The following is a 23,600-nucleotide window of genomic DNA, read 5'->3' on the forward strand; positions in this document are numbered from 1 at the left end:
GACGCTCATGAACCGCGCGACGCCGCTGACGCTGAACGTGAACGGCGCGACGCATCGCGTCGCCGCCGCTGCCGACACGCCGCTGCTGTATCTGCTGCGTAACGACCTCGCGTTGAACGGCCCGAAGTTCGGTTGCGGGCTCGGCGAGTGCGGCGCCTGCACGGTGCTGCTCGACGGCGTGCCCACGCGCGCGTGCGTGACGACGGCGCGCGTCGCGCTCGGCCACGAGATCACCACGCTCGAAGGACTCGGCACGCGGGTCGCGCTGCATCCGGTGCAGCAGGCGTTCATCGAGGAACAGGCCGCGCAGTGCGGCTATTGTCTGAACGGCATGATCATGACGGCCAAGGCGCTGCTCGATCGCGATCCGCATCCGGGCGTCGAGACGATCCGGCGCGAGCTGTCGCGCAACCTGTGCCGCTGCGGCACGCACGTCGAGATCGTGCGCGCGGTGCAGCGTGCCGCCGAATTGCTGGCGGCGCAGCCCGCCGCGCAGTCGGCGGTGCATGAAGGAGTGCGCGCGTGACGGGCCCGGACTTCAGCGTCGATCGCCGCGCCGCGCCGCCGTCGCGCCGGCAGTTGTACGACGCGCGCAGCGTGCTGATCGTCACGCGGCCGCCGCAGGCGCCGGTGAAGCCGGCCATCGGTCAACCGGGCTCGCGCTCGTCGTTCGTGCCGACCGAGGCGGACATGTTCCTTGTGGTACGCGACGACGGCAGCGTGGTCGCGTTCAATGGCCACGTCGATCTCGGCACGGGTATCGGCACCGCGCTCGCGCAGATCGTCGCGGAAGAACTGGATGTGCCGTTGACGCGCGTGTCGATCGTGCTCGGCCATACGCGCGAAGCGCCGAACCAGGGGCCGACGATCGCCAGCGCCACGATCCAGATTTCGTCGGTGCCGTTGCGTCAGGCTGCCGCGCAGGCGCGTCAGTATCTGCTCGCGCGGGCGGCGGCGCGCCTGCATGTCGAGGCCAGCGAGCTGGACGTACGCGACGGCGTGATCTTCGTGCGTGGCGACGACGCGCGGGCCAGGGGCGTGGCGACTTACGCGGAACTGGTCGACGGTCAACGCGTGGAGTTGCAACTCGCCACCGATGCGCCGCTCAAATCGCCGGACGCCTACAAGGTGGTCGGCACCAGCGCGCCGCGGATCGACATTCCCGCGAAGGCCACCGGCGAGCTGAGCTTCGTGCACGACGTGCGCGTGCCGGGCATGCTGCATGGCCGCGTGGTGCGTCCGCCGTATGCGGGCGTCGCGCAGGGCGAGTTCATGGGCAACAGCCTGCAGCATGTCGACGAACATTCGGTCGACGACTTGCCCGGCATCGTGAAGGTCGTGGTGATCCGCGACTTCGTCGGCATCGTCGCCGAGCGCGAGGAGGTCGCGCAGCAGGCGGTCAAACGGCTCGACGTGCGCTGGAAACCGGTGGACGCCATGGACGGTTTGCCGCCGCTCGACACCAGCGACGAAGTGGAAGCTGCGTTGCGCGCGAATCCGGCCCAACGCCGTGATCTCGTGATCGAAGGCGACGTGGAGGCCGCGCTCGCGCAAGACCCGTCCCGCACGCTGGAACGCACCTACGTGTGGCCGTTTCAGATGCATGCGTCGATCGGACCATCGTGCGCGGTGGCCGACTATCGCGACGGCTCGCTGAAGGTGTGGTCGGGCACGCAGAATCCGCATTCGCTGCGCGCCGATCTCGCGCTGCTGCTGACGCTCGACGAGGCGCGCATCGAGATCGTGCGGATGGATGCGGCCGGCTGCTACGGCCGCAATTGCGCGGACGACGTCGCCGCCGACGCCGCGTTGCTGTCGCGCGCGACGGGCAGTCCGGTGCGCGTGCAACTGTCGCGCGAGGACGAGCACGCGTGGGAGCCGAAAGGCGCCGCGCAATTGATGGACGTGCGCGGCGCGCTGAGTGCCGAGGGCGAACTCGCGGCGTACGACTTCGCGACGCGGTATCCGTCGAACGATGCGCCGACGCTGGCGTTGCTGCTCACCGGCACGATCTCCGCGCAGCCGCAGGTGTTCGAGATGGGCGACCGCACGGCGGTGCCGCCGTACGACTATCGCGCGATGCGCATCGTCTGCGACGACACGCCGCCGATCGTTCGCGCGTCGTGGCTGCGTGGCGTATCGGCCTTGCCGAACACGTTCGCGCACGAGTCGTTCGTCGACGAACTCGCGGAGCAGGCGGGCGTCGATCCGCTCGAATTCCGTCTGCGCCATCTCACCGATCCGCGTGCGGTGGATCTGGTCAAGGCCGTGGCCGACAAGGCCGGTTGGGAACCGCGTGGTGCCGCGCATGCGGAGGAGCGAAACCGGCAACGCGCCGAGCAGGAAGGCGACGTGCTGCGCGGCCGGGGCATTGCCTACGCGCGCTACGTGCACAGCAAATTTCCCGGCTTCGGCGCGGCGTGGTCCGCATGGGTCGCGGACGTCGAAGTGAATCGCCGCAGCGGCGAACTCGCGGTGACGCGCGTGGTGGTCGGCCAGGACACCGGCACGATGATCAACCCGGACGGCGTGCGCCATCAGATCCACGGCAACGTGATCCAGGCGACGAGCCGCGCGCTGAAGGAGCGCGTGACCTTCGGCGACAACGCGGTGACGAGCCAGGAGTGGGGCGCGTATCCAATCCTGACGTTCCGCGAGGTGCCGGTCATCGACGTGGTGATGATGCCGCGTCACGGCGAGCCGCCGATGGGCGCGGGCGAATCCGCGTCGCTGCCCGGCGCGGCGGCGATCGCCAATGCGCTGTACGACGCGACCGGCGTGCGCTTCCGGCGCCCGCCGTTCACGCCCGAGACGATCCGCGCGGCGCTCGCCGACGCGCAGGCGCAAGAGGCGTCGGCGCGCAGAAAGAAGCGGTGGCGGCTCGGCTTTCTCGGCGCCTTCGCGGCGGGCGCCGCGGGCTGGCTCGGCGCGTTGGCGCTGACGCCGGCGGCGATCGCACCGATCACGCCGCCGCTCGCGAGCAGCTTCGCGCCGGAGCTGATCGCGCGCGGCAAACTGCTCGCCGCGCTCGGCAATTGCGCGGTGTGCCACACCGCGCACAACGGCGTGCCGAACGCCGGCGGCAAACCGCTCGACACGCCGTTCGGCACGGTCTACAGCACCAATCTCACGCCGGACGGCCAGACCGGCATCGGCCACTGGTCGCTCGACGCGTTCATTCGCGCGATGCGGCAGGGCATCAGCCGCGATGGACATCGGCTGTATCCGGTGTTTCCGTACACGTCGTTCCAGAACACCTCCGACGACGACCTCAAGGCGCTCTACGCCTATCTGATGGCGCAAACGCCGGTGCGCTCGCGTCCGCCGGAAACGAAGCTGCCGTTTCCGTTCGGCGTGCGTCCGCTGATGGCCGGGTGGAACGCGCTGTTTCTCGGGCGTACACGCTTCGATGCCCACGCCAATGCGACTGCAAACGCCAACGCAGCGCCGAGCGCGCAATGGAATCGCGGCGCGTATCTGGTGAATGGACTCGGTCATTGCAGCGCCTGCCATACGCCGCGCAATGCGTTCGGCGCGGAGAAGAGCGGCGCGGCCTTCATGGGCGGCGGCCTCGCCGAAGGCTGGGAAGCGCCCGCGCTATCGGCGCTCTCCAACGCGCCGGTGCCCTGGAGCGAAGACGAACTGTTCCGCTATCTGCGCGATGGCCATGCGCCGCTGCACGGCGTCGCGGCGGGGCCGATGGCGCCGGTCATCGGCGATCTGGCCGCGCTGCCCGACAGCGACATTCGCGCGATGGCCACGTATCTGGCCTCGCTCAATCCGCTGGAACCGAACGCCGATCCGCTAGCGACCGCGCGTCAATACGAACAGGCCAGCGCGATCACCGGTGCGCCCACGGGGCTCGGTGCGCGACTGTTCGACGGCGCGTGCGCCGCGTGTCATCACACCGGCAGCGGGCCGCAACTGTTCGGCGCGCACCCGTCGCTCGCGCTTAACACGAATCTGCACAGCGCGACGCCTGATAACCTGATTCGCGTGATTCTGGACGGCATCGCCTCGCCGGCACGCCCCGAACTCGGTACGATGCCGGCTTACCGCGACAGTTTCAACGACGCCCAGGTCGCCGAACTCGTGACCTGGCTGCGCGGCCAGTTCGCCGGCGGCAAGCCGGCCTGGCAGAACGTCGCGGCGAGCGTCGCACGGATTCGCGCGACGCCGCGGGCCGAGTAGCAGGCCGAATAGCAGGCCGCGGGCCGTAACCCGAACGAAGCTTCGATAACAAGTAACCGTATTCCCGCAATCCTTTTGATAACGGAGAAACGCATGACCACGCGCGCAGGATGGATCTCTCGCCTCATGGTGCCGACGCTGCTCTCGTTCGCCGCGTTGAACGCGAGCGCCCAGCAGACCATCAAGATCGGTGAAATCAACAGCTACAAGGCGCAGCCCGCCTTTCTCGGCCCTTACAAGAACGGCTGGAATCTCGCGCTCGACCAGGTGAACGCGGCGGGCGGCGTACTCGGCAAACAGCTCGAAGTGGTGTCGCGCGACGACAACGGCAACCCGGGCGATACGATTCGCGTGGCGCAGGAATTGATCGCGCGCGAGCAGGTGCAGTTGCTGTTCGGCGGATTTCTGTCGAACACCGGTCTCGCGCTGACCGATTTCGCGAAGCAGAAGAAGATTTTCTTCCTCGCCGCCGAACCGCTGACCGACAAGATCGTCTGGGCCGACGGCAACAAATACACATACCGTCTGCGGCCTTCCACCTATATGCAGGTGGCGATGCTGGTGCCGGAAGCCGCGAAGCTGAAGAAGAAGCGCTGGGCGCTGGTGTATCCGAACTACGAGTACGGGCAGTCGGCGGTCGCGACGTTCAAGAAGCTGCTGACGGCCGCGCAGCCCGACGTGCAGTTCGTCGCCGAACAGGCCACGCCGCTCGGCAATGTCGATGCGGGCGCGGTGAGCCAGGCGATCGCCGACGCGAAGCCGGATGCGATCTTCAACGTGCTGTTCGGCGCCGACCTCGGCAAGTTCGTGCGTGAAGGCAATACGCGCGGTCTGTTCAAGGACCGCAGCGTGGTATCGCTGCTGACCGGCGAACCGGATTATCTCGATCCGCTGGGCGCGGAAGCGCCGACCGGCTGGATCGTGACCGGCTACCCGTGGTACTCGATCGATACGGCGGCCAACAAGAAATTCGTCGACGCGTATCAGGCGAAGTATCACGACTATCCGCGCCTCGGTTCGGTGGTCGGCTACTCGGCATTGATGTCGATCGCGGACGGTATCAAGAAGGCGGGTTCGACCGATCCGGATAAGCTTTCCGCGGCCTTCAAGGGCTTGAATGTCGATACGCCGTTCGGGCCGATCAGCTACCGCGCGCAGGACAATCAATCGACGATGGGCGCGTATGTCGGCGTGACGGGCGTGAAGGACGGCAAGGGCGTGATGACGTCGTACCGTTATATCGACGGCGCAAGCGTGCAGCCGTCGGATGCCGAGGTCAAGAAGCTGCGGCCCGCCGACTGAGGCCGACAGGCCCGGCTTTCCTGGCTGGCCTGGCTGATCTCGCCGGCCTCACCGGCCTCGCCGGCTCCACGCCAGCCAGCGATAACGCCGTGCCGCGAACCCGCGGCACGGCTATTCTTCCGCGTCGTGCTCGATCACGAAACGCTTCAGATACGCGAGCACGGCGGCTTCCACCGCGCGATGATCCGCGGTGCTCTTCGAGCCCGCATTCTCTTCGTCGCCGAACAGGGTGGACGGCGCGTTGTGCACGTCCACCTCCTGTCCCTCGCGAAACACGCGAATCTCGTGAACGTCTTCCGCGTATTCGGCGATCCAATGCACGCCTTCGATATGCGCGCCTGCGCGAACGGTCGTTAGCTTCATGGACGTCTCCTGGCGAGATGGGCCACGACGGCAACCCTTGCCGTCACCATACGCCGTCCGGTCGGACGACGCGAGCCCCGGGCCGGCGATTGCCAATACCCCGCTGATGATGGATACGCCGCAAGCCCGCTGCGGTAAGGCTTTCGGTACGTTCCCGTGAGCGTGATCCGGCACGCGGCACAGCGGTTGCTGCATGTCCAGGGTCTCAAGCCAACTGGAGAATCGTCATGCCCGAGCAGAGAACCCTTAAGCGAGCTCAGGCCGACAAACGTGCCGGCAAGGCGCCGAGCACGCAGGCCGGCGAGTTCGTGAAGGAACAGGTCGACAAGGTGCGCGCCGGCAAGCACGGCGTGCGGTCCGCGAAACAGGCGATTGCGATCGGTCTTTCCGAAGCGCGCCGTGCGGGTGTCGCCGTGAAGTCGCCGAAGAAGGGCGCGGCGAGCGAAGCGACCCGCAAGAAGGCGGATAAGGACAATGCGGCTGGGCAGCACCGTCATGCCGCGAGCAAGGGTACGAAGAGTACGGAGTCGACCGCGAAGCGCTCGCGTGCGGCAAGCGCCGCGTTGAAGCGCGAGGGCAGCGCGGGCGCGTCGCCTCAGGCATTGTCGAAGCAGACGAAGACGGCGGCGGCGAAGCGTCCGGCGGCAAGCCGCTCCGCGGCGGCGAAGAAGGCCGCCGCGACGAAGGGCGCAGCAGGGCGTTCGGCGGCGGCAAAGAAGGCCGCGCATACGAGGGCTTCGCGGACGCATCATTGAGCCGCCACGTTTCGTCTACCGACGCGCAGTCTCTGACGCAGGCCAATAAAAAAGCGCGTGCCGCAATGGCACGCGCTTCACAGAGCGGCGTCGCGCGGTAGCGTGAATCGCCCGCGCCGCGCCGTCTTCCTTCTACGATTACTGCACGGTGGCCAGCACGTCGCCCACGGTCTTGAAGATATGCGCGATCTGCTCTTCATCGATGATGAGCGGCGGCGAGAACGCCAGAATGTCGCCGGTGAAGCGCACCAGCACACCCGCCTCGAAACATTTGACGAAGGTCTCGTAAGCCCGCGCGCCCGGCGCGCCGTCGCGCGATTCCAGTTCCACGCCCGCGATCAGGCCGAGGTTGCGCACGTCCTTCACATGCTTCGCGCCGCGCAGCGAGTGGGCGGCGGCCTCGAACGTCGGCGCGAGGCTGGCCGCGCGTTCGAACAGACCTTCGCGGCGATACAGATCCTGCGTGGCGATTGCCGCGGCAACCGCCGCCGGGTGCGCCGAATACGTGTAGCCGTGGAACAGTTCGATCGCGCCCTGCGCGCCGCTGTTGACGATCGTGTCGTGGATCGTGCGGCTTGCCGCCACCGCACCCATCGGGATCGCCGCGTTGTTGATCGCCTTGGCCATGGTGATCAGATCCGGCGTCACGCCGAAATACTCGCTGGCGGTGGCCTTGCCGATGCGTCCGAAGCCCGTGATCACTTCATCGAAAATCAGCAGGATGCCGTGCTTCGTGCAGATCTCGCGCAGCTTCTGCAGATAGCCTTGCGGCGGAATCAGCACGCCCGTGGAGCCGGCCACCGGTTCGACGATCACCGCTGCGATCGTCGAGGCGTCGTGCAGCGTGACGATCCGTTCGAGTTCCTCGGCGAGATGCGCGCCCCACGCGGGCTGGCCCTTCGAGAACGCGTTGTGTTCGAGGTTGTGCGTGTGCGGCAGATGGTCGACCGCCGGCAGCAGCGCGCCGGAAAACGTCTTGCGGTTCGGCGCGATACCGCCGACCGAGATGCCGCCGAAGCCCACGCCGTGATAGCCGCGCTCGCGGCCGATCAAACGCGTGCGCTGGCCTTCGCCGCGCGAGCGGTGATACGCGAGGGCGATCTTCAGCGCGGTGTCCACCGATTCGGACCCCGAGTTCGTGAAGAAGATGCGGTCGAGCCCTTGCGGCATGAGTTCGGCCACCTTGGTGGCCGCTTCGAACGCGAGCGGGTGACCCATCTGGAACGTCGGCGCGAAGTCGAGCGTGGAGAGCTGCTGGGTGATCGCGGCGACGATTTCGTCGCGGCCGTGGCCCGCGTTGACGCACCACAAGCCCGCGCAGCCGTCGAGCACGTCGCGCCCGTCCGTGCTGCGGTAGTACATGCCCTTGGCCGATTCCAGCAGGCGCGGCGCGGCCTTGAACTGGCGATTGGCGGTGAACGGCATCCAGAAAGACGACAGATCGTCGATGACGGGGCGCGAAGTCATGGGTATCTCCTCGAAGTGGATTCCCCGGGCAATGGACCTTCGGGGCATGGCGAAACTGTAGCGTCCGCGCTTTAATGGCGGCATAAACAGTTGACGCAGTGTGGCGCTAACTGTATTGGTAGGTTTGTTTGAACTGTGTCGCTGGAGACGGGCGTTGGCGAGCCGGTGGCCAGCGGCGATCTAACGCCACGTCGCCGCATCGCGCGGCGGTTTTTTTGCCCTGACTTCGTTCTGCCCATGATCGAACTTCATCTCGAGCGCGACCGGCGCGCCGCGCCCACGCTCGTCGAGCAGGTCGTGCAAGGCTTCACGCGCGCCATCGAGGCGCAGTCGCTGCGCGCGGGCGCGTTGCTGCCCTCGGTGCGGCAACTCGCGCAGCGCCATGAACTCAGCACCTTTACGGTCACCGAGGCCTACAACCGTCTGGTGTCGATGGGGCTCGTGGTCGCGCGGCGCGGTTCGGGCTACCGGGTGGCGGCGCGCTCGCAGCCGGCACGGGTCGCGGCGACCGACTGGCAACCGCCGAGCCTCACCGCGACCTGGCTGCTGTCCGACGTGTTCGCCGATCACTCGGTGCCGATCAAGGCGGGCGGCGGTTGGCTGCCGAACGAGTGGATCAACGAGACGGGTTTGCAGCACGCGTTGCGCGCGATGAGCCGGGTGCCGGCCGCGCGTCTGGGCGACTACGGTCATCCGTATGGTTTTGCGCCGCTGCGCGAGCGGATCGCCGAACAACTGGACCGGCGCGGTCTGCCGGTGGACGTGTCCAACGTGCTGCTCACGCAGGGCGCGACCCAAGGGCTCGATCTGATCGTGCGCACCTTGCTGCGCGCGGGTGACGTGGTGATCGTCGAGGATCCGGGTTACTGCAACCTGCTGCAGATTCTCAAGCTCGCCGGACTGGTCGTGCATGGCGTGCCGCGCACGCCGGCCGGCGTCGATACCGAGGTGCTCGAAGCGCTGGTCGCGCAGCACAAGCCGAAGGCGATCTTCGTCAACACCACGTTGCAGAATCCGACCGGCGCGACGTTCGGCATGTCGGCGGCGTTCCGGTTGTTGCAGATTGCCGAGCGTCAGCGCATGTGGGTGATCGAGGACGACGTGAGCCGCGAACTCGCGCCGTCAGGTGCGCCGATGTTCGCCGCGATGGAAGGCTTGCAGCGCGTGCTGTACGTGGGCGGTTTCTCGAAGACGGTGACGCCGGGGCTGCGCTGCGGCTACGTGGTCGCCGAGCGCGCGGTGCTGCGCGAACTGGCGCGCACGAAGATGGCGGTGGGCTTGACGTCGTCGGAGGCGATCGAGCGGATCGTCGACAAGGTGCTGCTCGAAGGGCGCTACGCGCGCCATGTGGATGCGGTGAACGAGCGGCTGAAACTCGCGCATGCGGTGGTCGAGGAGCGGCTCGACTCGCTCGGTCTCGAGCTGTTTCACCGGCCGCGTGCGGGGTTGTTCCTGTGGGCACGTCTGCCGATCGAGGCCGGGCGCGCGGGCGAGATCGCGACGGCGGCGCTCTCGCATGGCATCTGGCTCGCGCCGGGTTCCTACTTCCGTCCCGACGATGCGCCGAGCGCGTGGTTCCGTTTCAACGCGCCGTACTCGACCGACGACGCGTTGTGGCGCTTCATCGAGCGCGTCGGGAAAGGGGCGGTGTAGCCGTGCTTAGCCCAGCAGCTTCAACGCGATCGGGTACATCGACAACACCAGCAACAGCGCCATCACGACGTTAAAGATGCGCAGGCGCGTCGGGTCGGACAACACCTTGCGCATCGCCGTGCCGAAACCGGCCCACACGCAGATGCACGGAAAGCCGATCACGTAGAACACGGCCGCCATGGCCACGGCATTCATGCTGGTGCTCTCGCTGAGGTGAATGGTGGTGGCGGCGGTCAGCACCATCATCCAGGCCTTCGGATTGACCCATTGAAACGCGATGGCCTCGTGGAACTTCATCGGGCGGCGCTCGCCGCTCTTCACCTTCAATTCACCCGACGTACCGATCTTCCACGCGAGATAAAGCAGATACGCGACGCTCGCGACTTCGAGCACGGTGTACAGCATCGGGAAATGCACGAAGGCTTCGCCGAGACCGATGCCGACCGACAGCATCAACAGCACCACGCCCGCGCTGATGCCGGACAGATGCGGCAGCGTGCGGCGAAAACCGAAATTGACGCCGGAAGCCAGCACCATCGTGTTGTTCGGACCGGGCGTGATGCTGGTGACGAGCGCGAACAGGATGCCGGCGGGCAATGCGCTGAGGCTGAGGTAAAGCATGGTGGCTCCGCTGTCTGTTGTAGTGGACGTCGGAGCATTCTAGCGGCATGGGCCGGTACAGTAACGGTACAGATTTTGAGATGGTGTCCGGTACGGGCAGCGGGTGGAGGCCGGCCCGTACGCGTCGTTCGCCGGCGGGCCCAACGCCCGACGCCCGGCGCGCTGCGTTCGTCGCCGGGCCACCCGGAGCGTCACATCTTCACGACATCGATCAACGTCTTCTTTCCCGCCTTGAAGGTGTACAGGGAAATAGCGCCGTGTTTCAGATCGCCTTTCGAATCGAAGCTGGTTTCTCCGATCACGCCCGTGTAGTCCGTGTTCGGCATGGCGGCCAGCACCTTCGCCGGGTCGGTGGAATCCGCGCGCCGCATCGCGTCGACGATGATATAGACCGCGTCATACGTGAAAGGCGCGTAGATCTGGATGGGCGCACCGAAGCGCTTCTCGTATCGGGCTTCGAAGCTCTTCCCTTCCTTCATCTTCTCGATGGCCATGCCGGCTTGAGAACACACGACGTTCGGCGCGGCGTCGCCCGCGAGCTCGGACAATTTCTCGGAGCAGAGACCGTCGCCGCCCATCACCCTGGCACGAAGCCCGAGCTGCTTCGCCTGTTTGGCGAACGGTCCGCCCGTCGCGTCCATGCCGCCGTACATGATCGCGTCGGGGTTCTCTCCCTTGATCTTCGTCAGAATGGCCCGGAAATCGACTGCCTTGTCGTTCGTCGCATCATGGGACATCACGTTGAGGCCCAGCGATTTCGCCGTCTTCTCGAACTCGTTGGCGAGACCCTGGCCGTACGCGGTCGAGTCGTCCACGATTGCAACGCTTCTGACCTTCAACTGATTGGCCGCGTACTTCGCCAGTGCGGGCCCCTGTTGCGCGTCGGTGGCGACGACGCGGTACGTCGTCCGGAATCCTTGTTGCGTGAAGGCAGGATTAGTCGCTGACGGCGAGATCTGAACGATGCCCGCATCGCTGTAGATTTTCGAGGCGGGAATCGACGTCCCTGAATTCATGTGGCCGACCACGGCCACCACCTTGTCGTCGACGAGCTTTTGCGCGACCTGAGTGGCGGTACGCGGGTCGCCAGCGTCGTCCTGAGCGTCGAGTTGCAGCGTGACTTTCTGGCCGCCGATCGTCAGCCCTTTGGCATTGATTTCCTCGATCGCGAGGCGTGCCCCGTTCTCATTGTCTTTCCCCATGTGCGCGGAGCCGCCCGTGAGCGGCGCCACGTGGCCGATGGAAACCACGACATCGGACCACGCGCTGGTTGCCGCCATCAACATCGTCACTCCAGCGAGAAGTCTCGTTTTTTTGTTTCGCGTTTGCATGATGCAAGCCTCTTCAAGTTATTGACCAACGAGCGATCGGTACGACGTTCAGACGACATGGACGGCGCGCGTGGATAAGCGCGCCGGAAACGGACGATGGCTGCCGGAACGGGATGTCTCCATCACCCGCCGGCGTCGTCCGTTGTCGTGTGAAGTGCGGCTAGCGTGACGTACCAGAAAGGCGGTTGCCATTTCTGTTCGAAGAAGAGGGCCTTAAACGCAGACTAACTTCATACGCGGCTCGTTTTTCTCGTGCGTTGAATCGTCTGAGCGCGAGGCGTCGACAGGCTTGCATGGTCGCGGGCGCAACACCGCGAGAGCGGAGGCGCGACCTCAAACGTGATGTGCCGTACCGAGGTTGGATATCCATTCGGCGTCGAGCCAATGTCCGTCCGACACCAGTTGACGAATGCAGTCGCGCAGTACACGCGCTGTACACCGCACTGCCTGAGACGTTTGACGCGCCGCCGGCGCAGGCTGTGCCAGCGCGATCGTGCGAATGAATTCGGGGCCGTCGATGAATGCGGCGGACAGCGTAGCGGCATCGAGCTCGTCCCTGACGGCGACGCGCGGCAGTACCGACATACCGTACCCCTGAACGACGAGGCTCTTCTGCACGGGAAGCGCGTGGGTTTCCGCGGCAACCGCTATATCGACGCCGTGAACCGCGCATGCGTGTTCGACCAGACTGCGCAACCGGTGATGAGCACCGGGAAGAATCAAAGGCGAGCGTGCGAGCGCCGACACGGGGACCTTCTTTTTGCGCGCATCGATCTTCGACGGCAAGCCGATCAGACACAAAGGCTCTCTCAATAGCGGCTCGATATCCAGAGCCGGCGCGGCGGAAGCGGACGGGTTGTACAGCAGCGTCGCGTCCAGCTCGCCCGAGATGAGCGACTTGAATAACGGGTCGGAATAGTCGACCGATAGCGAAATCTGGATATACGGATACGCCTGATGCATGGCCGCGTACAGAGCGTCGGCGACCAGATCGCAACTGCTCGGCAGCAAGCCGATACGCACCACGCCGGACAGCTTGCCGGCTTCCGCCGGATGGATTTCCTCGCGAGCGATATCCAGCTCGCGAACCGCGCGCCTTGCACGTTCTATCAGCAGATTGCCCGGCTCGGTCAACTGCATGCCCAGCCGTGTGCGAACGAACAACGCGCAGCCCAATTCCTGCTCGAGCAGCCTGATTTGCCGCGTCACCGCGGGTTGCACGACATGCAGCAGTTCGGCTGCACGCGTGACGGTGCCGGTATCGGCGACGGCCAGGAAGGCGCGGATCTGTCGAATGTCCACGGTTTGAGTCCAGTCGGCTCCATGCCGCAACGTAATGGAGCCATCAGTTTATGTTATTCGACGGCGGGTTGTATTGGCTTTTAACATGACTCCACCTTTGAGTGTTGCCGCGCCGCCGGTGCGGCGGCTCGTGTCGGACCAATTTGTGGAGCTAAAGATGGAGACGAAAGCAAACCTGATCGACGGGGAATGGGTCGCGGGTGGGGATTCGATTCGCAACGATAACCCGTCGAACCTGAACGATCCGGTCGGGACGTACGCGCTTGCGACGCCGGAGCAGGTGCGCGAGGCCACGCAAGCGGCGCGCCGCGCGTTGTCCTCGTGGTCGGTGACGACCACCCAGGTGCGTAGCGATCTGCTGATCCGGACCGCGATGGAACTGCTCGACCGCAAAGCGGAACTCGGCGAACTGGTGTCGCGCGAGGCCGGCAAGACCCGGGCAGAAGGCGTCGGCGAGGTGGTTCGAGCCGCACAGATCTTCCAGTTCTTCTCGGGAGAAACGGTCCGCTACGGTGGCGAGAACCTGCCCTCGGTGCGGCCTGGCATCGGCGTTCAGACGAGTCGTGAGCCGGTAGGTGTGGTGTCGGTCATCACGCCGTGGAATTTCCCCATTGCCATTGCTGCGTGGAAGCTGGCGCCCGCCCTCGCTTTCGGCAATACCGTGGTCTTCAAGCCTTCCGAGGAAACACCGGGCATCGCGTGGGAATTGCTGAACATCATGCAGCGGCATGGGTTGCCCGCCGGCGTCGTGAACCTGGTCAACGGCAGAGGCGCGGTGATCGGCAAAGCGATGACGGAAGGTGTCGACGCTATTACCTTCACGGGTAGCGTGCGGGTCGGCAGAGAGATCGCGGGGCATGCGATCGCGAGCATGACACGCGTGCAGCTCGAAATGGGCGGGAAGAACCCGCTGGTGATTCTTGACGACGCGCAACTCGATGTGGCGGTCGAGTGCGCGGTGAATGGTGCGTACTTCTCCGCCGGACAGCGGTGTACCGCATCCAGCCGGTTGATCGTCACGGACAAGATTCATGACCGGTTCGTCGACGCGCTGGTGACGCGTATGCGCTCGCTGAAAGTCGGGCCGTCGTTGGCCGATGGCATCGACATCGGGCCGGTTATCAATCAGCGGCAACTCGACGCCATCCAGCGATATATCCAGGTCGGCAAGGACGAGGGCGCCGAGCTCATCGCAGGCGGTGAACTCGTCGACGCGCCGACCCCCGGATTCTTCATGCAGCCGGCGCTCATGGCAGGTAGCAATGCCCTGCGTATCAATCGTGAAGAAGTATTCGGACCGTTTGCCTCGGTCATTCGCGTCGCGGACTACGACGAAGCGTTCGCCGTGGCCAACGACACGGACTTCGGCCTGTCTTCCGGGATCTGCACGACTTCTCACCAATTTGCCACCCACTTCCGGATGAACGTGAAGAGCGGCCTGACGATGGTGAATCTGCCTACCGCGGGACTCGACTATCACGTGCCGTTCGGAGGCCGCAAAGGTTCCAGCTACGGGCCGCGAGAACAAGGCAAGGCAGCGGTGGAGTTTTACACGGTCGGTAAGACCGCCTACGTGAGCTACGTCTAAAAGTACTCGCGACACACTTTAAAAGAACAACCTGGGAAGACAAATGGAAACGATTGGATTTATTGGATTGGGCCGCATGGGCAAGTCGATGGCCGCCAACCTCGTCAAGAAGGGGTTTCGGCTGATCGTGACGGATCTGAATGAGAAGGCGGTGGCCGATCTGGTTGCCCTCGGCGCGAGTGCACAGGCGGATGTCGCTCAACTGGCGCGCGAGTCGACCATCGTGATTACGATGCTGCCCACCTCGAAGGAAGTGGAAGCCGTGGCGCTCGGCGTGCAAGGCGTTTTCGCCCATGCCAAACCGGGAACGGTGCTGATGGACATGAGCACGATCGATCCGGTCGCCACGGACCGGTTGCAGGTAGAAGCGGCGAAGCAGGGTATGTCCGTGGTCGATGCGCCGGTCGGCCGATTGGCCGAGCATGCGGACCGTGGCGAGTCGTTGTTCATGGTCGGCGCCACGGACAGCGACTTTGCACGCGTCAAACCGTTGCTCGATGCGATGGGCACCACGGTTTATCACTGTGGCGGGGTGGGAACCGGCGGCAGAACCAAGCTGGTGAACAACTACGTTGCCATCACACTGTGCCAGGTGAATGCCGAGGCTCTGGCATTGGCTCAGCGATTCGATCTGGACGTGACGCAAACGCTGAAAGTACTACTCGGCACATCGGCGAATAACAACCAGCTACGCCTGAACTTCGTGAACAAGGTTCTTGCGGGCGATACGTCGCCCGGCTTTACGATCGATCTGGCGCACAAGGATCTGTCGTTGGTGATCAGTGCGGCGCACGCCGCCAGGGTGCCGATGCCTGTCGCTGCCGCGGTTCACGAGTCATTCAGCCTCGCACGAGCGAGCGATAAGGGGAACATCGACTTCTCGGGCATTGCGGACGTGGTTTGCGACCTGGCTCATATCGCACGCCCGCGTGTTCCGGCCGGCTGGTCACCGGCCTGATCATCGCGCCGTCATTCTTGCTCACCTCGCGGCTTCCTCGGAAGCCGTCTGTTTTAACTAAAAATAAACCATATCAGGAGACATCATGTTGGAAAGCCTAGCGAAGGAGGGTGATTACGCGAGCACACCCGAGATCGAAAATTCAACGTACAGAAGAGTCACGACGCGACTCGTGCCTATCCTCTTTCTGGCCTATGTTTTTTCGTATCTGGATCGGGTCAATGTCGGCTTTGCCAAGCTGCAGATGCTGTCGGATTTGAACCTGAGTGAAGCGGTCTACGGCCTGGGCGCCGGGATATTCTTCATTGGTTATGCGTTGTTCGAAATTCCCAGCAACATTCTGCTCCACAAGTTTGGAGCAAGGCGCTGGATTGCACGGATCATGATCACGTGGGGCGTGCTCGCGGCGGCGATGATCTTCGTGAAGAGTCCGGGATCGTTTTATGTGCTGCGATTTCTGCTGGGCGTTGCCGAAGCGGGGTTTCAACCGGGGATCGTTCTGTATCTGACGTTCTGGTATCCGGAACGCCGACGTGGTCAGATCATGGCGCTCTTCTTTGCGGCGGTTCCCGCATCGAGTATTTTGGGCGGTCCGCTATCCGGCTGGATCATGAGTTCCTTCACTGGCGTGCACGGTCTGGCCGGCTGGCAATGGATGTTTGTGATCGAAGCGCTGCCGGCGATCGCGATCGGTCTGGTGATCTTGTGCACGTTGCCGGATAGCATCGGCAAGGCGTCGTGGCTTTCGAAGACCGAGGCAACGTATCTCGAACGGGCGATCAACCAGGAAGCCAGGAAAGCGCACGAGTTCTCGCTGAAAGGCGTGTTCTCGAACCCGATGGTGCTGGTGATGGCGGCCATTTACTTCTGTAACGTGATTGGCATTTACGGTATCAGCTTCTGGTTGCCGACCATCATCAAATCCACCGGCATCACGAATCTCCTCGATATCGGTTTGCTCACCGCGGCACCGTCGCTGGCGGCGATCGTGTTCATGATCTATATCAGTCGCAAAGCCGACAGAACCGGAGAGCGGAAACGCTATCTGGCGATCATGATCGCGATTGGTTCGCTAGGGCTGGCAGCGAGTGTGTTGTTCAGTTCGAACACGACCCTTTCTCTGCTCTCGCTAGCCGTTGCCACGGTCGGCATGTATTCGGCGCTGCCGCTGTTCTGGAGTCTTCCGACTGCCTACCTCTCGGGCGTTGCCGCCGCCGCGGGCATTGCACTGATCAACTCGTTGGCCAACGTATCCGGTTTTGTCGGTCCTTACCTGATCGGGTGGGTGAAGCAAACCACCGGCAGTACGAATATGGCGATTATCGCGCTCTCGGTTGCGTCGGCGTTGGGGTTCGTTCTGGTTCTGTCCATCCCTTCGAAGATCGTCAATCGGGTTCCTTCTTCACGGGTCGAAGGCTGACTACAGACGCAACCTTGCGACCGGCCTTCGACGTTCTTATTGATCTAGCAAATATGTTCCAAAAATCTTCGGTTGGACCGAGAGATACGGTCGAGTCAATGTCTTCTTCCCTGATCCGGGAGGTCGCGGACAGCGGAATGGGGCGTGCCGACGTTTTGCCGTTCTGGTTCGGCGAATCCGACCGGGTGACGCCCGATTACATTCGCGACGCGGCTATTCAGTCATTGAGCCGCGGCGAGACCTTCTACCCGCAGAATCTCGGCAGACCTTACCTGCGCTCCGCGTTGTCATCCTACTTGACGAACCTTCATGGACAAGAAGTCCGTGAAGATCGCATCGCCGTTGTCAGCGGCGGGATTTCGGGTTTGATGATCACGGCGCAGACCATTGTCGATCCCGGCGATCGAGTCGTGGTCGTGACGCCGTTGTGGCCGAACATCGCGGAAATCCCGAAGATCCTCGGCGCGGAGGTAGTGAGAGTACCGTTGTCCGTGAAGAATGGCGCATGGAAGCTCGACATCGATAAGCTGATCGATGCGCTTGTACCGGGAACGCGAATGCTGGTGGTCAATTCGCCCAGCAATCCGACCGGATGGACGATGGAGGAAGGCGATGTCGACGCTATTCTGGCGCATTGCCGGAAGCACGGTATCTGGGTACTGGCGGATGATGTCTACCAGCGGCTCTCGTACGATCCGCTTGTGTCCTGCGCCCCGTCTTTCCTGACTCGCTATCAGGACGGCGACCGGATCATCTCGGTCAACAGTTTTTCGAAGTCGTGGCTGATGACGGGGTTCCGGGTAGGGTGGGTTGTCGCGCCGCCGGCGGTCATCAGTGCGATGGCGAAAATGATCGAGTACAACACGTGTTGCATTCTCGAACCGAGCCAACGAGCCGCGCAGGCGGCGATACTTCACGGCGAGGCCACCATTCAGACACTGCGAATCGAACTCGTATCCAATCGAAAGATCCTGGTCGAGGGGCTGCGCAAACTGCCGGGGGTGGAGGTGCCCGATGCCGGTGGTGGCATGTACGCGTTCTTCAGGATAGCCGGCGTTCGAGATACGACTGCGCTGGCAAAGAAGATGCTGGAAGTATCTGGGTTAGGGCTGGCGCCGGGGGCCGCGTTTGGGCCCGAAGGTGATGGGTGGTTGAGATGGTGTCACGCCGTCTCTGCCGAGAAACTCAAGGAAGGCTTGTCGCGCATGGCGCGGGTCATCGAGCAGTTGCATACGGTTTAGTGTTTCGCCCCGCAACGTGCGGGGCGAAAGATCAATCGGATGTGCGCGGCGTCGAATATTTAAATGTACCTTGAGCGGTCGCTATCAACAGCGTGTCATCAAGCCAGGCCTCGGCACGGGCAAAGTAGATAGACCGCCCTTTACGCTCCAGCATGCCTTTGGCCGTGACCCGTTCTCCCGCGCCATTGTCGAGAAAACTGGTTGTGAGCGATAAGGTGAAAGCATGCAGGGGCGGCTCGCCGGGTTCCGAGAAAATACCCGCGTAGCCGCTCGCGGCGTCCAGCAAGGTGGCCACCGCGCCGCCTTGCACGACCCCTTGCCGGTTGAGCTTGCTCGCATCGACCGGCATGACCATCTCCGCATAGCCGGCCCGCCATGCGATCAAACGAACGCCGAGCATCTCGAGAAACGGATTGTCCAGCGAACGCGAAAGCATAACGGGCCCTCCCTACTCACAATTTCACGCAATTCAAGCGCAGTGCAATTCAAGCGCAGTGCGACTCAACGCATGACGAACGGGTTCGCGGTCTTCACGCCCGTATTGATCCAGACACTCTTCGTTTGCAGGTACTCGCGGATGGCGTCGATTCCGTTTTCGCGTCCGAGTCCTGAGTCCTTATAGCCGCCGAATGGCGACATATAGCTCACGGCGCGGTAGCTATTCACCCACACCATACCCGCCTGAATACGCTCGGCGACCCGGATCGAGCGGCCAATGTCGCTGGTCCATATCCCCGAGCCGAGACCGAACCGCACATCGTTGGCAATTTCCACCGCTTCGTCTTCGTCTTTGAAACGGATGATCGACAGGATCGGACCGAATACCTCTTCCTGCGCGATACGCATCCGGTTGTTCACGTCGCCGAAAATGGTCGGCTCGACGAACCAGCCGTTGCCGCAGGCGGGCTCGCTGCCCGGCTTGCCGCCGAGCAGCAGGGTCGCGCCGTCCTGCCGGGCGGTGTCGATATAGGAGAGCACCTTCTGATACTGCGGGCGCGTGGTGACCGGCCCAACCTGAGTCGCCATGTCGGTCGGGTCGCCCATCTTTGCCGTGCGCGCGATCGCAAGCAGACGCTCGACGAACGTGTCGTAGATGTTCTCCTGAAGCAGAAGCCGCGAGCCCGCGATACACGTTTGCCCCGTCGCCGCAAAAATACCGGACACCGCGCCGTTCACCGCATCGTCGAGATCGGCGTCGTCGAACACGATGTTAGGCGACTTGCCGCCGAGTTCGAGGCTCACGTGCTTGAACTGGCGTGCGGCCGCTTCGTTGATCGCGCGGCCTGTCGAGTCCGCACCCGTGAAGGTGATTTTCTTGACGAGCGGATGGTCGACGAGTGGCGAACCGACATCCTTGCCGAAGCCGGTCACGACGTTGACCACGCCGGGAGGAAAACCCGCTTCGATGAAAAGCTTCGCGAATTCGATCGTGGAGACCGAGGTGAACTCCGAAGGCTTGATGACGACGGTACACCCGGCGGCGAGTGCCGGCGCGATTTTCCAGGTGGCGAGAAGAAGCGGCGAATTCCAGGGCGTAATGGCCGCGACGACACCCAGCGGTTCATTGCGCGTGAAATTGAAATAGCCCTTCTTGTCGAGCGGAATCACGGCGCCCTGAATCTTGTCCGCGAGGCCGCCAAAGTAGTAATACCACTGTGGAATGTATTGGCACTGACCGTACATCTCCGCGATCAGCTTGCCGTTGTCGCGGACCTCGAGATCGGCGAGGCGGCGCGCGTCGCGTGCGATCAGGTCGCCTACCCGATGCAGGAGCATGCCGCGCTGGCTCGCTGTCATCTGCGACCACGGGCCGGAACTGAATGCCGCATGCGCGGACTGCACGGCGCGATCGACATCGAGCGCATTGCCCTTCGCGACTTCGGCCCACGGTTCGCCCGTGTAGGGGTTCTCGGTTTCGAACCATTCTCCGGACGCGGACGGGCAGGACTCACCGTCGATAAACATCTCGAATCGTTGCATCACTTAGTCTCCAGTTGTTTCAGGCGCCGGCGGGCGTGCGTCGTTGCGCTTCCGCGATAATTTCCCGCGCCTTCAGAATGATCGGCCGATCGACCATGCGTCCGTCCACCGCTACCGCTGCGCCGTGCGTCACGGCGGCCGCGTCGACGACTTTGCGCGCCCACTCGATATCGGTTTGCGTAGGAGCGAATGCCGCGTTGACGGCCGGTACCTGCCTGGGGTGAATGCAGAGCTTGGCGCCGAAGCCCAGACGTTTGGAGCGGACGGTGTCGCGCGTGACCTGGTCGATGTCGTCGAGGGCGGTCGAAACGCCGTCCACCGGCGGCGCCAGATTGCCGATGCGTGACGCGAAAACGATGTGCGAGCGGAAGTAGGTCAATTGCTCGCCATCGCCGTCGATTCCCAAATCCAGCTGAAAGTCGACATTGCCGAATACGAGGCGCGTGGTCAGCCGGTGCTGGGCAATCGCCACGATATTGCGGAAGCCCTGCGCGGTTTCGATCATGGGCAGGATATCGGTAGGCTTGCCGGCGAATTCGCACAGAAAGATGTCGTCGATACGTTCGGTCTTGGGCAGCATCACGGCTGTCACCGACGGCGCCCGACACAGTGCGATATCGTCGCGAAACCATTCGCTGTTGACGTCATTCACGCGAACCGCGACAGACGTATCGTTCGAGGCCAGCCATTCCGCCAATGCGGCGCGCGCGATCTTTTTCTCGGCGGGCGGCACGGCGTCCTCCAGGTCGATGACGACCACGTCGACACCGGATGCGGCGGCCTTCGCGAAACGATCCGGCCGGTTGCCCGGAACGAACAGGTAAGAGCGGGGGGCGAGTTCAGTCATGATTGGACTCCGTGCCTTGAGAGGGAAGCAAAACCGGTACGATCGGTGCATCCGTCATCGACCAGATGGATCGAATTGCGCGGCGGATTTCGTCTTCGCTGGCGGCGCCGCCATAGCTGCCGAGTACCAGCGCCTTGTGTTCGAGTTCGGCGCGCGAGAGCGTGTTGCCCGGATCGCCTTTCGGTTCGTCGACGCGCCCCGAAAAAGTACGGCCGTCGCGGGTCTGCACGGTGACCTTGCCGATCCAGCGGTTCGGATAGGCCGTGTCGACTTCCTCGTCCAGCTTCATCGACACTTTCGAGGCGAACGACAGGATGGCCGACTGATCGTAATGGGCGTCGAATTCACGCACGCCGGCATGCGCATGATGCGCGACGATCGCGAGCACAGTGCCCATCGAGAATTTCGCCTGATGAACGGTGCGGGGATCGGTCACCGGCCCCAGCACGTCGATTGCCGCTTGATGCACGTGCGTGACGATCGTTTCGATATCCTCGGGCACCAGCTTTTCGCGTTGCATGACCTCGAGGAGTGCGTCGGCGGCAGGGTGCGTATGCCGGCAGGAAGCGTGAAACTTGAAGGAGGTCTCGGACAGTGCCCATCGCGTTCCAAGTCCGTCGACGAGCTTTTCCGGAAATGTCTGCGTGGACATGCCGGCGCCCATGCCTTTGCTGCCCGCGAGAATGTCCTGCGCGCCGGTGAATCCGTCGGCGGCGAGCCACGCTGCGATCAGACCGTTAGCCGCCGCCTTGGCGGTGTGCAGTTGTTTCGAATCGGCTGCGTCGCGAAGAAATTCCCATAGCCCCGCTGCCTGCGTGCCCGCTGAACCGAAGGCATTCAGCATCTGGTTTTCGTCGAGCTGCAACAGATTGCCGACCGCGGCCGCCGCGGCGATGGTGCCGACTGTGCCCGTGGTATGAAAGATCCGGTAGTGCGAGCGGCCGAGAAACTCTCCGACGCGAATGCCAGCTTCGTAACCGGCCACGGAGGCCGCGATGAACTCCTTGCCGCTTCGCCCGAGCGCCTGCGCTGCCGCCCAGGCAGCGGGAAACACGACGGTCGCCGGATGCAGCACGGAACTGTTGTGAAGGTCGTCCTGTTCGGCGAAATGCGACGCCGCGCCATTCACCAGCGCGGCGAAGAGGGGGCTGGTTCGACGGCGCGAGATCAGGATCTCGCATGCGCCGGTTTGCGGACCGAACTGTTTCGCCAGACGCTCGATACTTTCGACGGGCCGGGCGCCGCGCCCCGCGAGCGCCGAGCCGAACCAGTCGAGAAACAGTTCCTCCGTGCGTTCGACAACCGGTTGCGGAATCTGATCGAAGGTCAGTCGCGACACGAAGCTGGCAAGCGTTTTCGTTTGACTCATGGTAGTGGCTTTGAAGAAAAAGTTAGACGATGGACGCGGCGCGAAGCAAGCGTATCGAGTCCTGGCTGTAGCCGAGTTCCGCGAGGACGGCGTCGGTGTGTTCTCCGAGGCCGGGTACCGGGTCCATGCGCACGTCGTCCGGTGCATCGACACCCGGCGGCAGCAGCGCGGGCAGATCGCCGACCGGTGAGCTAACGGTGACCCAGCGCTTGCGCGCTTCCAGTTGTGCATGCGCCCACACGTCGGCCATTTCGTTCATGCGTGAATTGGCGATCTGCGCGTCGTCGAGTCGCGCGATCACTTCGTCGGAACTCAGTGTCGAGAAAACCTCGACGATGATTTTCCGTAACGCTTCCCGCGCCGCGACGCGTTTCGAATTCGACTGGAAGAGGGGATCGACGGCAATCCCGGGCATTCGAAGGACCTTTTCGCAGAACAACGCCCATTCCCGTTCGTTCTGCAAACCCAGCATCACAGTCTTTCCGTCGCCCGCGGGGAAGGGACCATAGGGATAAATCGTGGCATGCGCGGCGCCGGCGCGCGACGGCGGCGTCGCACCTTCGAAGGCGTAGTACATCGGGTACGACATCCATTCGACCATGCTCTCCAGCATGGAGACGTCGATCGCGCGGCCCAGGCCGGTTTTGCCGCGCTGAAGCAGCGCCGCGAGAATGTTGGTGTAGGCGTACATGCCCGCGGCGATGTCGGCGATCGAGCAGCCGGCTTTGGCCGGCGAATCCGGGCTGCCGGTGATCGACAGGAAGCCCGCCTCGCTCTGGATCAGCAGGTCGTACGCCTTCCGGTCCCGGTAAGGGCCGTCAGAGCCGTATCCCGAGATGTTGCAGACGATCAGCTTCGGGTATCGCGCATGCAACGCGTCGAACGACAAACCCAGGCGGTCCGCGGCGCCAGGTGCGAGGTTCTGCACCAGCACGTCGGACTCAGCGAGCAACTGGTCGAGAATGTCTTGCGCCGGGGCCGCCTTGACGTCGAGCGTGACACTTTCCTTCGACCGGTTGCACCAGACGAAGTGGGACGCCATCCCGCGTACGCGTTCGTCGTACGCCCGCGCGAAATCTCCGCTGCCCGGACGTTCGATCTTGATGACGCGAGCGCCCAGGTCGGCGAGTTGACGCGTGCAGAACGGCGCGGCAATGGCATGTTCCAGCGTGATGACCTTGATGCCATCGAGCGGCTTCATTTTCTCCATCC

The 23,600-nt window shown here is 63.7% G+C and carries 19 protein-coding genes; 9 read left to right on the plus strand and 10 right to left on the minus strand.

Annotated features, from left to right (window positions below; all coding sequences use genetic code 11):
* Positions 1 to 7 precede the first annotated feature (7 nt).
* From LFL96_RS29510 to LFL96_RS29520, 3 genes are all read left to right on the plus strand, one after another.
* Positions 8 to 526 (plus strand): (2Fe-2S)-binding protein, encoded by a 519-nt coding sequence (locus LFL96_RS29510; protein WP_281001429.1) that lies wholly within the window; start codon positions 8 to 10, stop codon positions 524 to 526.
* Positions 523 to 4,191 carry a molybdopterin cofactor-binding domain-containing protein gene (locus LFL96_RS29515; protein WP_281001430.1) on the plus strand — a complete coding sequence of 1,223 codons (3,669 nt, stop codon included), beginning with the start codon at positions 523 to 525 and terminating at the stop codon, positions 4,189 to 4,191. The genes LFL96_RS29510 and LFL96_RS29515 overlap by 4 nt, the downstream gene beginning before the upstream one ends.
* 93 nt (positions 4,192 to 4,284) lie before the next feature.
* On the plus strand, positions 4,285 to 5,493 hold the full coding sequence (locus tag LFL96_RS29520; RefSeq protein ID WP_281001431.1) for an ABC transporter substrate-binding protein: 1,209 nt from the start codon (positions 4,285 to 4,287) through the stop codon (positions 5,491 to 5,493).
* A 111-nt stretch (positions 5,494 to 5,604) separates the two neighbouring features.
* On the opposite strand, the gene LFL96_RS29525 is transcribed toward LFL96_RS29520, so the two are convergent.
* On the minus strand, positions 5,605 to 5,856 hold the full coding sequence (locus tag LFL96_RS29525) for a hypothetical protein (RefSeq protein WP_281001432.1): 252 nt from the start codon (positions 5,854 to 5,856) through the stop codon (positions 5,605 to 5,607).
* A 227-nt stretch (positions 5,857 to 6,083) separates the two neighbouring features.
* Between LFL96_RS29525 and LFL96_RS29530 the strand changes: the two genes are divergently transcribed.
* The gene (locus LFL96_RS29530) at positions 6,084 to 6,611 is read left to right on the plus strand and encodes a DUF6496 domain-containing protein (protein ID WP_281001433.1); all 528 of its coding nucleotides are present in this window, start codon (positions 6,084 to 6,086) and stop codon (positions 6,609 to 6,611) included.
* Positions 6,612 to 6,749: 138 nt separating this feature from the next.
* Here LFL96_RS29530 and LFL96_RS29535 read toward each other — a convergent pair whose 3' ends face one another.
* Positions 6,750 to 8,078 carry an aspartate aminotransferase family protein gene (locus LFL96_RS29535; protein ID WP_281001434.1) on the minus strand — a complete coding sequence of 443 codons (1,329 nt, stop codon included), beginning with the start codon at positions 8,076 to 8,078 and terminating at the stop codon, positions 6,750 to 6,752.
* Between the two features lie 237 nt (positions 8,079 to 8,315).
* Between LFL96_RS29535 and LFL96_RS29540 the strand changes: the two genes are divergently transcribed.
* Complete coding sequence (locus tag LFL96_RS29540; RefSeq protein ID WP_281001435.1) at positions 8,316 to 9,731, plus strand: PLP-dependent aminotransferase family protein; 1,416 nt, start codon at positions 8,316 to 8,318, stop codon at positions 9,729 to 9,731.
* A 6-nt stretch (positions 9,732 to 9,737) separates the two neighbouring features.
* Here LFL96_RS29540 and LFL96_RS29545 read toward each other — a convergent pair whose 3' ends face one another.
* The 3 genes from LFL96_RS29545 to LFL96_RS29555 all read right to left on the minus strand — a co-directional run bounded on the left by LFL96_RS29545 (position 9,738) and on the right by LFL96_RS29555 (position 12,985).
* On the minus strand, positions 9,738 to 10,352 hold the full coding sequence (locus tag LFL96_RS29545; RefSeq protein ID WP_281001436.1) for a LysE family translocator: 615 nt from the start codon (positions 10,350 to 10,352) through the stop codon (positions 9,738 to 9,740).
* 191 nt (positions 10,353 to 10,543) lie between these two features.
* A complete protein-coding gene (locus tag LFL96_RS29550; RefSeq protein WP_281001437.1) occupies positions 10,544 to 11,638 on the minus strand; it encodes a branched-chain amino acid ABC transporter substrate-binding protein in 1,095 nt (364 codons plus the stop codon).
* Between the two features lie 378 nt (positions 11,639 to 12,016).
* Positions 12,017 to 12,985: a LysR family transcriptional regulator gene (locus tag LFL96_RS29555; RefSeq protein ID WP_281001438.1), complete on the minus strand. Its 969-nt coding sequence runs from the start codon at positions 12,983 to 12,985 to the stop codon at positions 12,017 to 12,019.
* Between the two features lie 157 nt (positions 12,986 to 13,142).
* Here LFL96_RS29555 and LFL96_RS29560 point away from each other — a divergent pair, with 157 nt between their 5' ends.
* From LFL96_RS29560 to LFL96_RS29575, 4 genes are all read left to right on the plus strand, one after another.
* Complete coding sequence (locus LFL96_RS29560; protein WP_281003892.1) at positions 13,143 to 14,573, plus strand: aldehyde dehydrogenase family protein; 1,431 nt, start codon at positions 13,143 to 13,145, stop codon at positions 14,571 to 14,573.
* Positions 14,574 to 14,616: 43 nt separating this feature from the next.
* The gene (locus LFL96_RS29565) at positions 14,617 to 15,531 is read left to right on the plus strand and encodes an NAD(P)-binding domain-containing protein (RefSeq protein WP_281001439.1); all 915 of its coding nucleotides are present in this window, start codon (positions 14,617 to 14,619) and stop codon (positions 15,529 to 15,531) included.
* Positions 15,532 to 15,616: 85 nt separating this feature from the next.
* The gene (locus LFL96_RS29570) at positions 15,617 to 16,951 is read left to right on the plus strand and encodes an MFS transporter (RefSeq protein ID WP_281001440.1); all 1,335 of its coding nucleotides are present in this window, start codon (positions 15,617 to 15,619) and stop codon (positions 16,949 to 16,951) included.
* Between the two features lie 53 nt (positions 16,952 to 17,004).
* Positions 17,005 to 18,192 (plus strand): pyridoxal phosphate-dependent aminotransferase, encoded by a 1,188-nt coding sequence (locus LFL96_RS29575; protein WP_281001441.1) that lies wholly within the window; start codon positions 17,005 to 17,007, stop codon positions 18,190 to 18,192.
* 31 nt (positions 18,193 to 18,223) lie between these two features.
* Here LFL96_RS29575 and LFL96_RS29580 read toward each other — a convergent pair whose 3' ends face one another.
* The 5 genes from LFL96_RS29580 to LFL96_RS29600 all read right to left on the minus strand — a co-directional run bounded on the left by LFL96_RS29580 (position 18,224) and on the right by LFL96_RS29600 (position 23,589).
* Positions 18,224 to 18,628 (minus strand): PaaI family thioesterase, encoded by a 405-nt coding sequence (locus LFL96_RS29580; protein WP_281001442.1) that lies wholly within the window; start codon positions 18,626 to 18,628, stop codon positions 18,224 to 18,226.
* A 65-nt stretch (positions 18,629 to 18,693) separates the two neighbouring features.
* The gene (locus tag LFL96_RS29585; protein WP_281001443.1) at positions 18,694 to 20,172 is read right to left on the minus strand and encodes an aldehyde dehydrogenase; all 1,479 of its coding nucleotides are present in this window, start codon (positions 20,170 to 20,172) and stop codon (positions 18,694 to 18,696) included.
* Positions 20,173 to 20,191: 19 nt separating this feature from the next.
* The gene (locus LFL96_RS29590) at positions 20,192 to 21,019 is read right to left on the minus strand and encodes a CoA ester lyase (RefSeq protein ID WP_281001444.1); all 828 of its coding nucleotides are present in this window, start codon (positions 21,017 to 21,019) and stop codon (positions 20,192 to 20,194) included.
* Positions 21,012 to 22,388: an MmgE/PrpD family protein gene (locus LFL96_RS29595; protein ID WP_281001445.1), complete on the minus strand. Its 1,377-nt coding sequence runs from the start codon at positions 22,386 to 22,388 to the stop codon at positions 21,012 to 21,014. The genes LFL96_RS29590 and LFL96_RS29595 overlap by 8 nt, the downstream gene beginning before the upstream one ends.
* A gap of 22 nt (positions 22,389 to 22,410) precedes the next feature.
* Entirely contained in the window at positions 22,411 to 23,589 is a 1,179-nt protein-coding gene (locus tag LFL96_RS29600) for a CaiB/BaiF CoA-transferase family protein (RefSeq protein WP_281001446.1), read from the minus strand.
* Positions 23,590 to 23,600: the final 11 nt, after the last annotated feature.

This window comes from Paraburkholderia sp. D15, assembly GCF_029910215.1.
Taxonomy (GTDB): domain Bacteria; phylum Pseudomonadota; class Gammaproteobacteria; order Burkholderiales; family Burkholderiaceae; genus Paraburkholderia.

What these genes read in the sequence shown, in the direction of transcription:
- LFL96_RS29550 (WP_281001437.1), bottom strand. Translation starts at nt 11,638, where the DNA reads ATGTTGATGGCGGCAACCAGCGCGTGGTCCGATGTCGTGGTTTCCATC.
- LFL96_RS29540 (WP_281001435.1), top strand. Translation starts at nt 8,316, where the DNA reads ATGATCGAACTTCATCTCGAGCGCGACCGGCGCGCCGCGCCCACGCTC.
- LFL96_RS29570 (WP_281001440.1), top strand. Translation starts at nt 15,617, where the DNA reads ATGTTGGAAAGCCTAGCGAAGGAGGGTGATTACGCGAGCACACCCGAG.
- LFL96_RS29600 (WP_281001446.1), bottom strand. Translation starts at nt 23,589, where the DNA reads ATGAAGCCGCTCGATGGCATCAAGGTCATCACGCTGGAACATGCCATT.
- LFL96_RS29595 (WP_281001445.1), bottom strand. Translation starts at nt 22,388, where the DNA reads ATGAGTCAAACGAAAACGCTTGCCAGCTTCGTGTCGCGACTGACCTTC.
- LFL96_RS29565 (WP_281001439.1), top strand. Translation starts at nt 14,617, where the DNA reads ATGGAAACGATTGGATTTATTGGATTGGGCCGCATGGGCAAGTCGATG.
- LFL96_RS29545 (WP_281001436.1), bottom strand. Translation starts at nt 10,352, where the DNA reads ATGCTTTACCTCAGCCTCAGCGCATTGCCCGCCGGCATCCTGTTCGCG.
- LFL96_RS29575 (WP_281001441.1), top strand. Translation starts at nt 17,005, where the DNA reads ATGTTCCAAAAATCTTCGGTTGGACCGAGAGATACGGTCGAGTCAATG.
- LFL96_RS29535 (WP_281001434.1), bottom strand. Translation starts at nt 8,078, where the DNA reads ATGACTTCGCGCCCCGTCATCGACGATCTGTCGTCTTTCTGGATGCCG.
- LFL96_RS29590 (WP_281001444.1), bottom strand. Translation starts at nt 21,019, where the DNA reads ATGACTGAACTCGCCCCCCGCTCTTACCTGTTCGTTCCGGGCAACCGG.
- LFL96_RS29560 (WP_281003892.1), top strand. Translation starts at nt 13,143, where the DNA reads ATGGAGACGAAAGCAAACCTGATCGACGGGGAATGGGTCGCGGGTGGG.
- LFL96_RS29520 (WP_281001431.1), top strand. Translation starts at nt 4,285, where the DNA reads ATGACCACGCGCGCAGGATGGATCTCTCGCCTCATGGTGCCGACGCTG.
- LFL96_RS29585 (WP_281001443.1), bottom strand. Translation starts at nt 20,172, where the DNA reads ATGCAACGATTCGAGATGTTTATCGACGGTGAGTCCTGCCCGTCCGCG.
- LFL96_RS29530 (WP_281001433.1), top strand. Translation starts at nt 6,084, where the DNA reads ATGCCCGAGCAGAGAACCCTTAAGCGAGCTCAGGCCGACAAACGTGCC.
- LFL96_RS29580 (WP_281001442.1), bottom strand. Translation starts at nt 18,628, where the DNA reads ATGCTTTCGCGTTCGCTGGACAATCCGTTTCTCGAGATGCTCGGCGTT.
- LFL96_RS29510 (WP_281001429.1), top strand. Translation starts at nt 8, where the DNA reads ATGAACCGCGCGACGCCGCTGACGCTGAACGTGAACGGCGCGACGCAT.
- LFL96_RS29525 (WP_281001432.1), bottom strand. Translation starts at nt 5,856, where the DNA reads ATGAAGCTAACGACCGTTCGCGCAGGCGCGCATATCGAAGGCGTGCAT.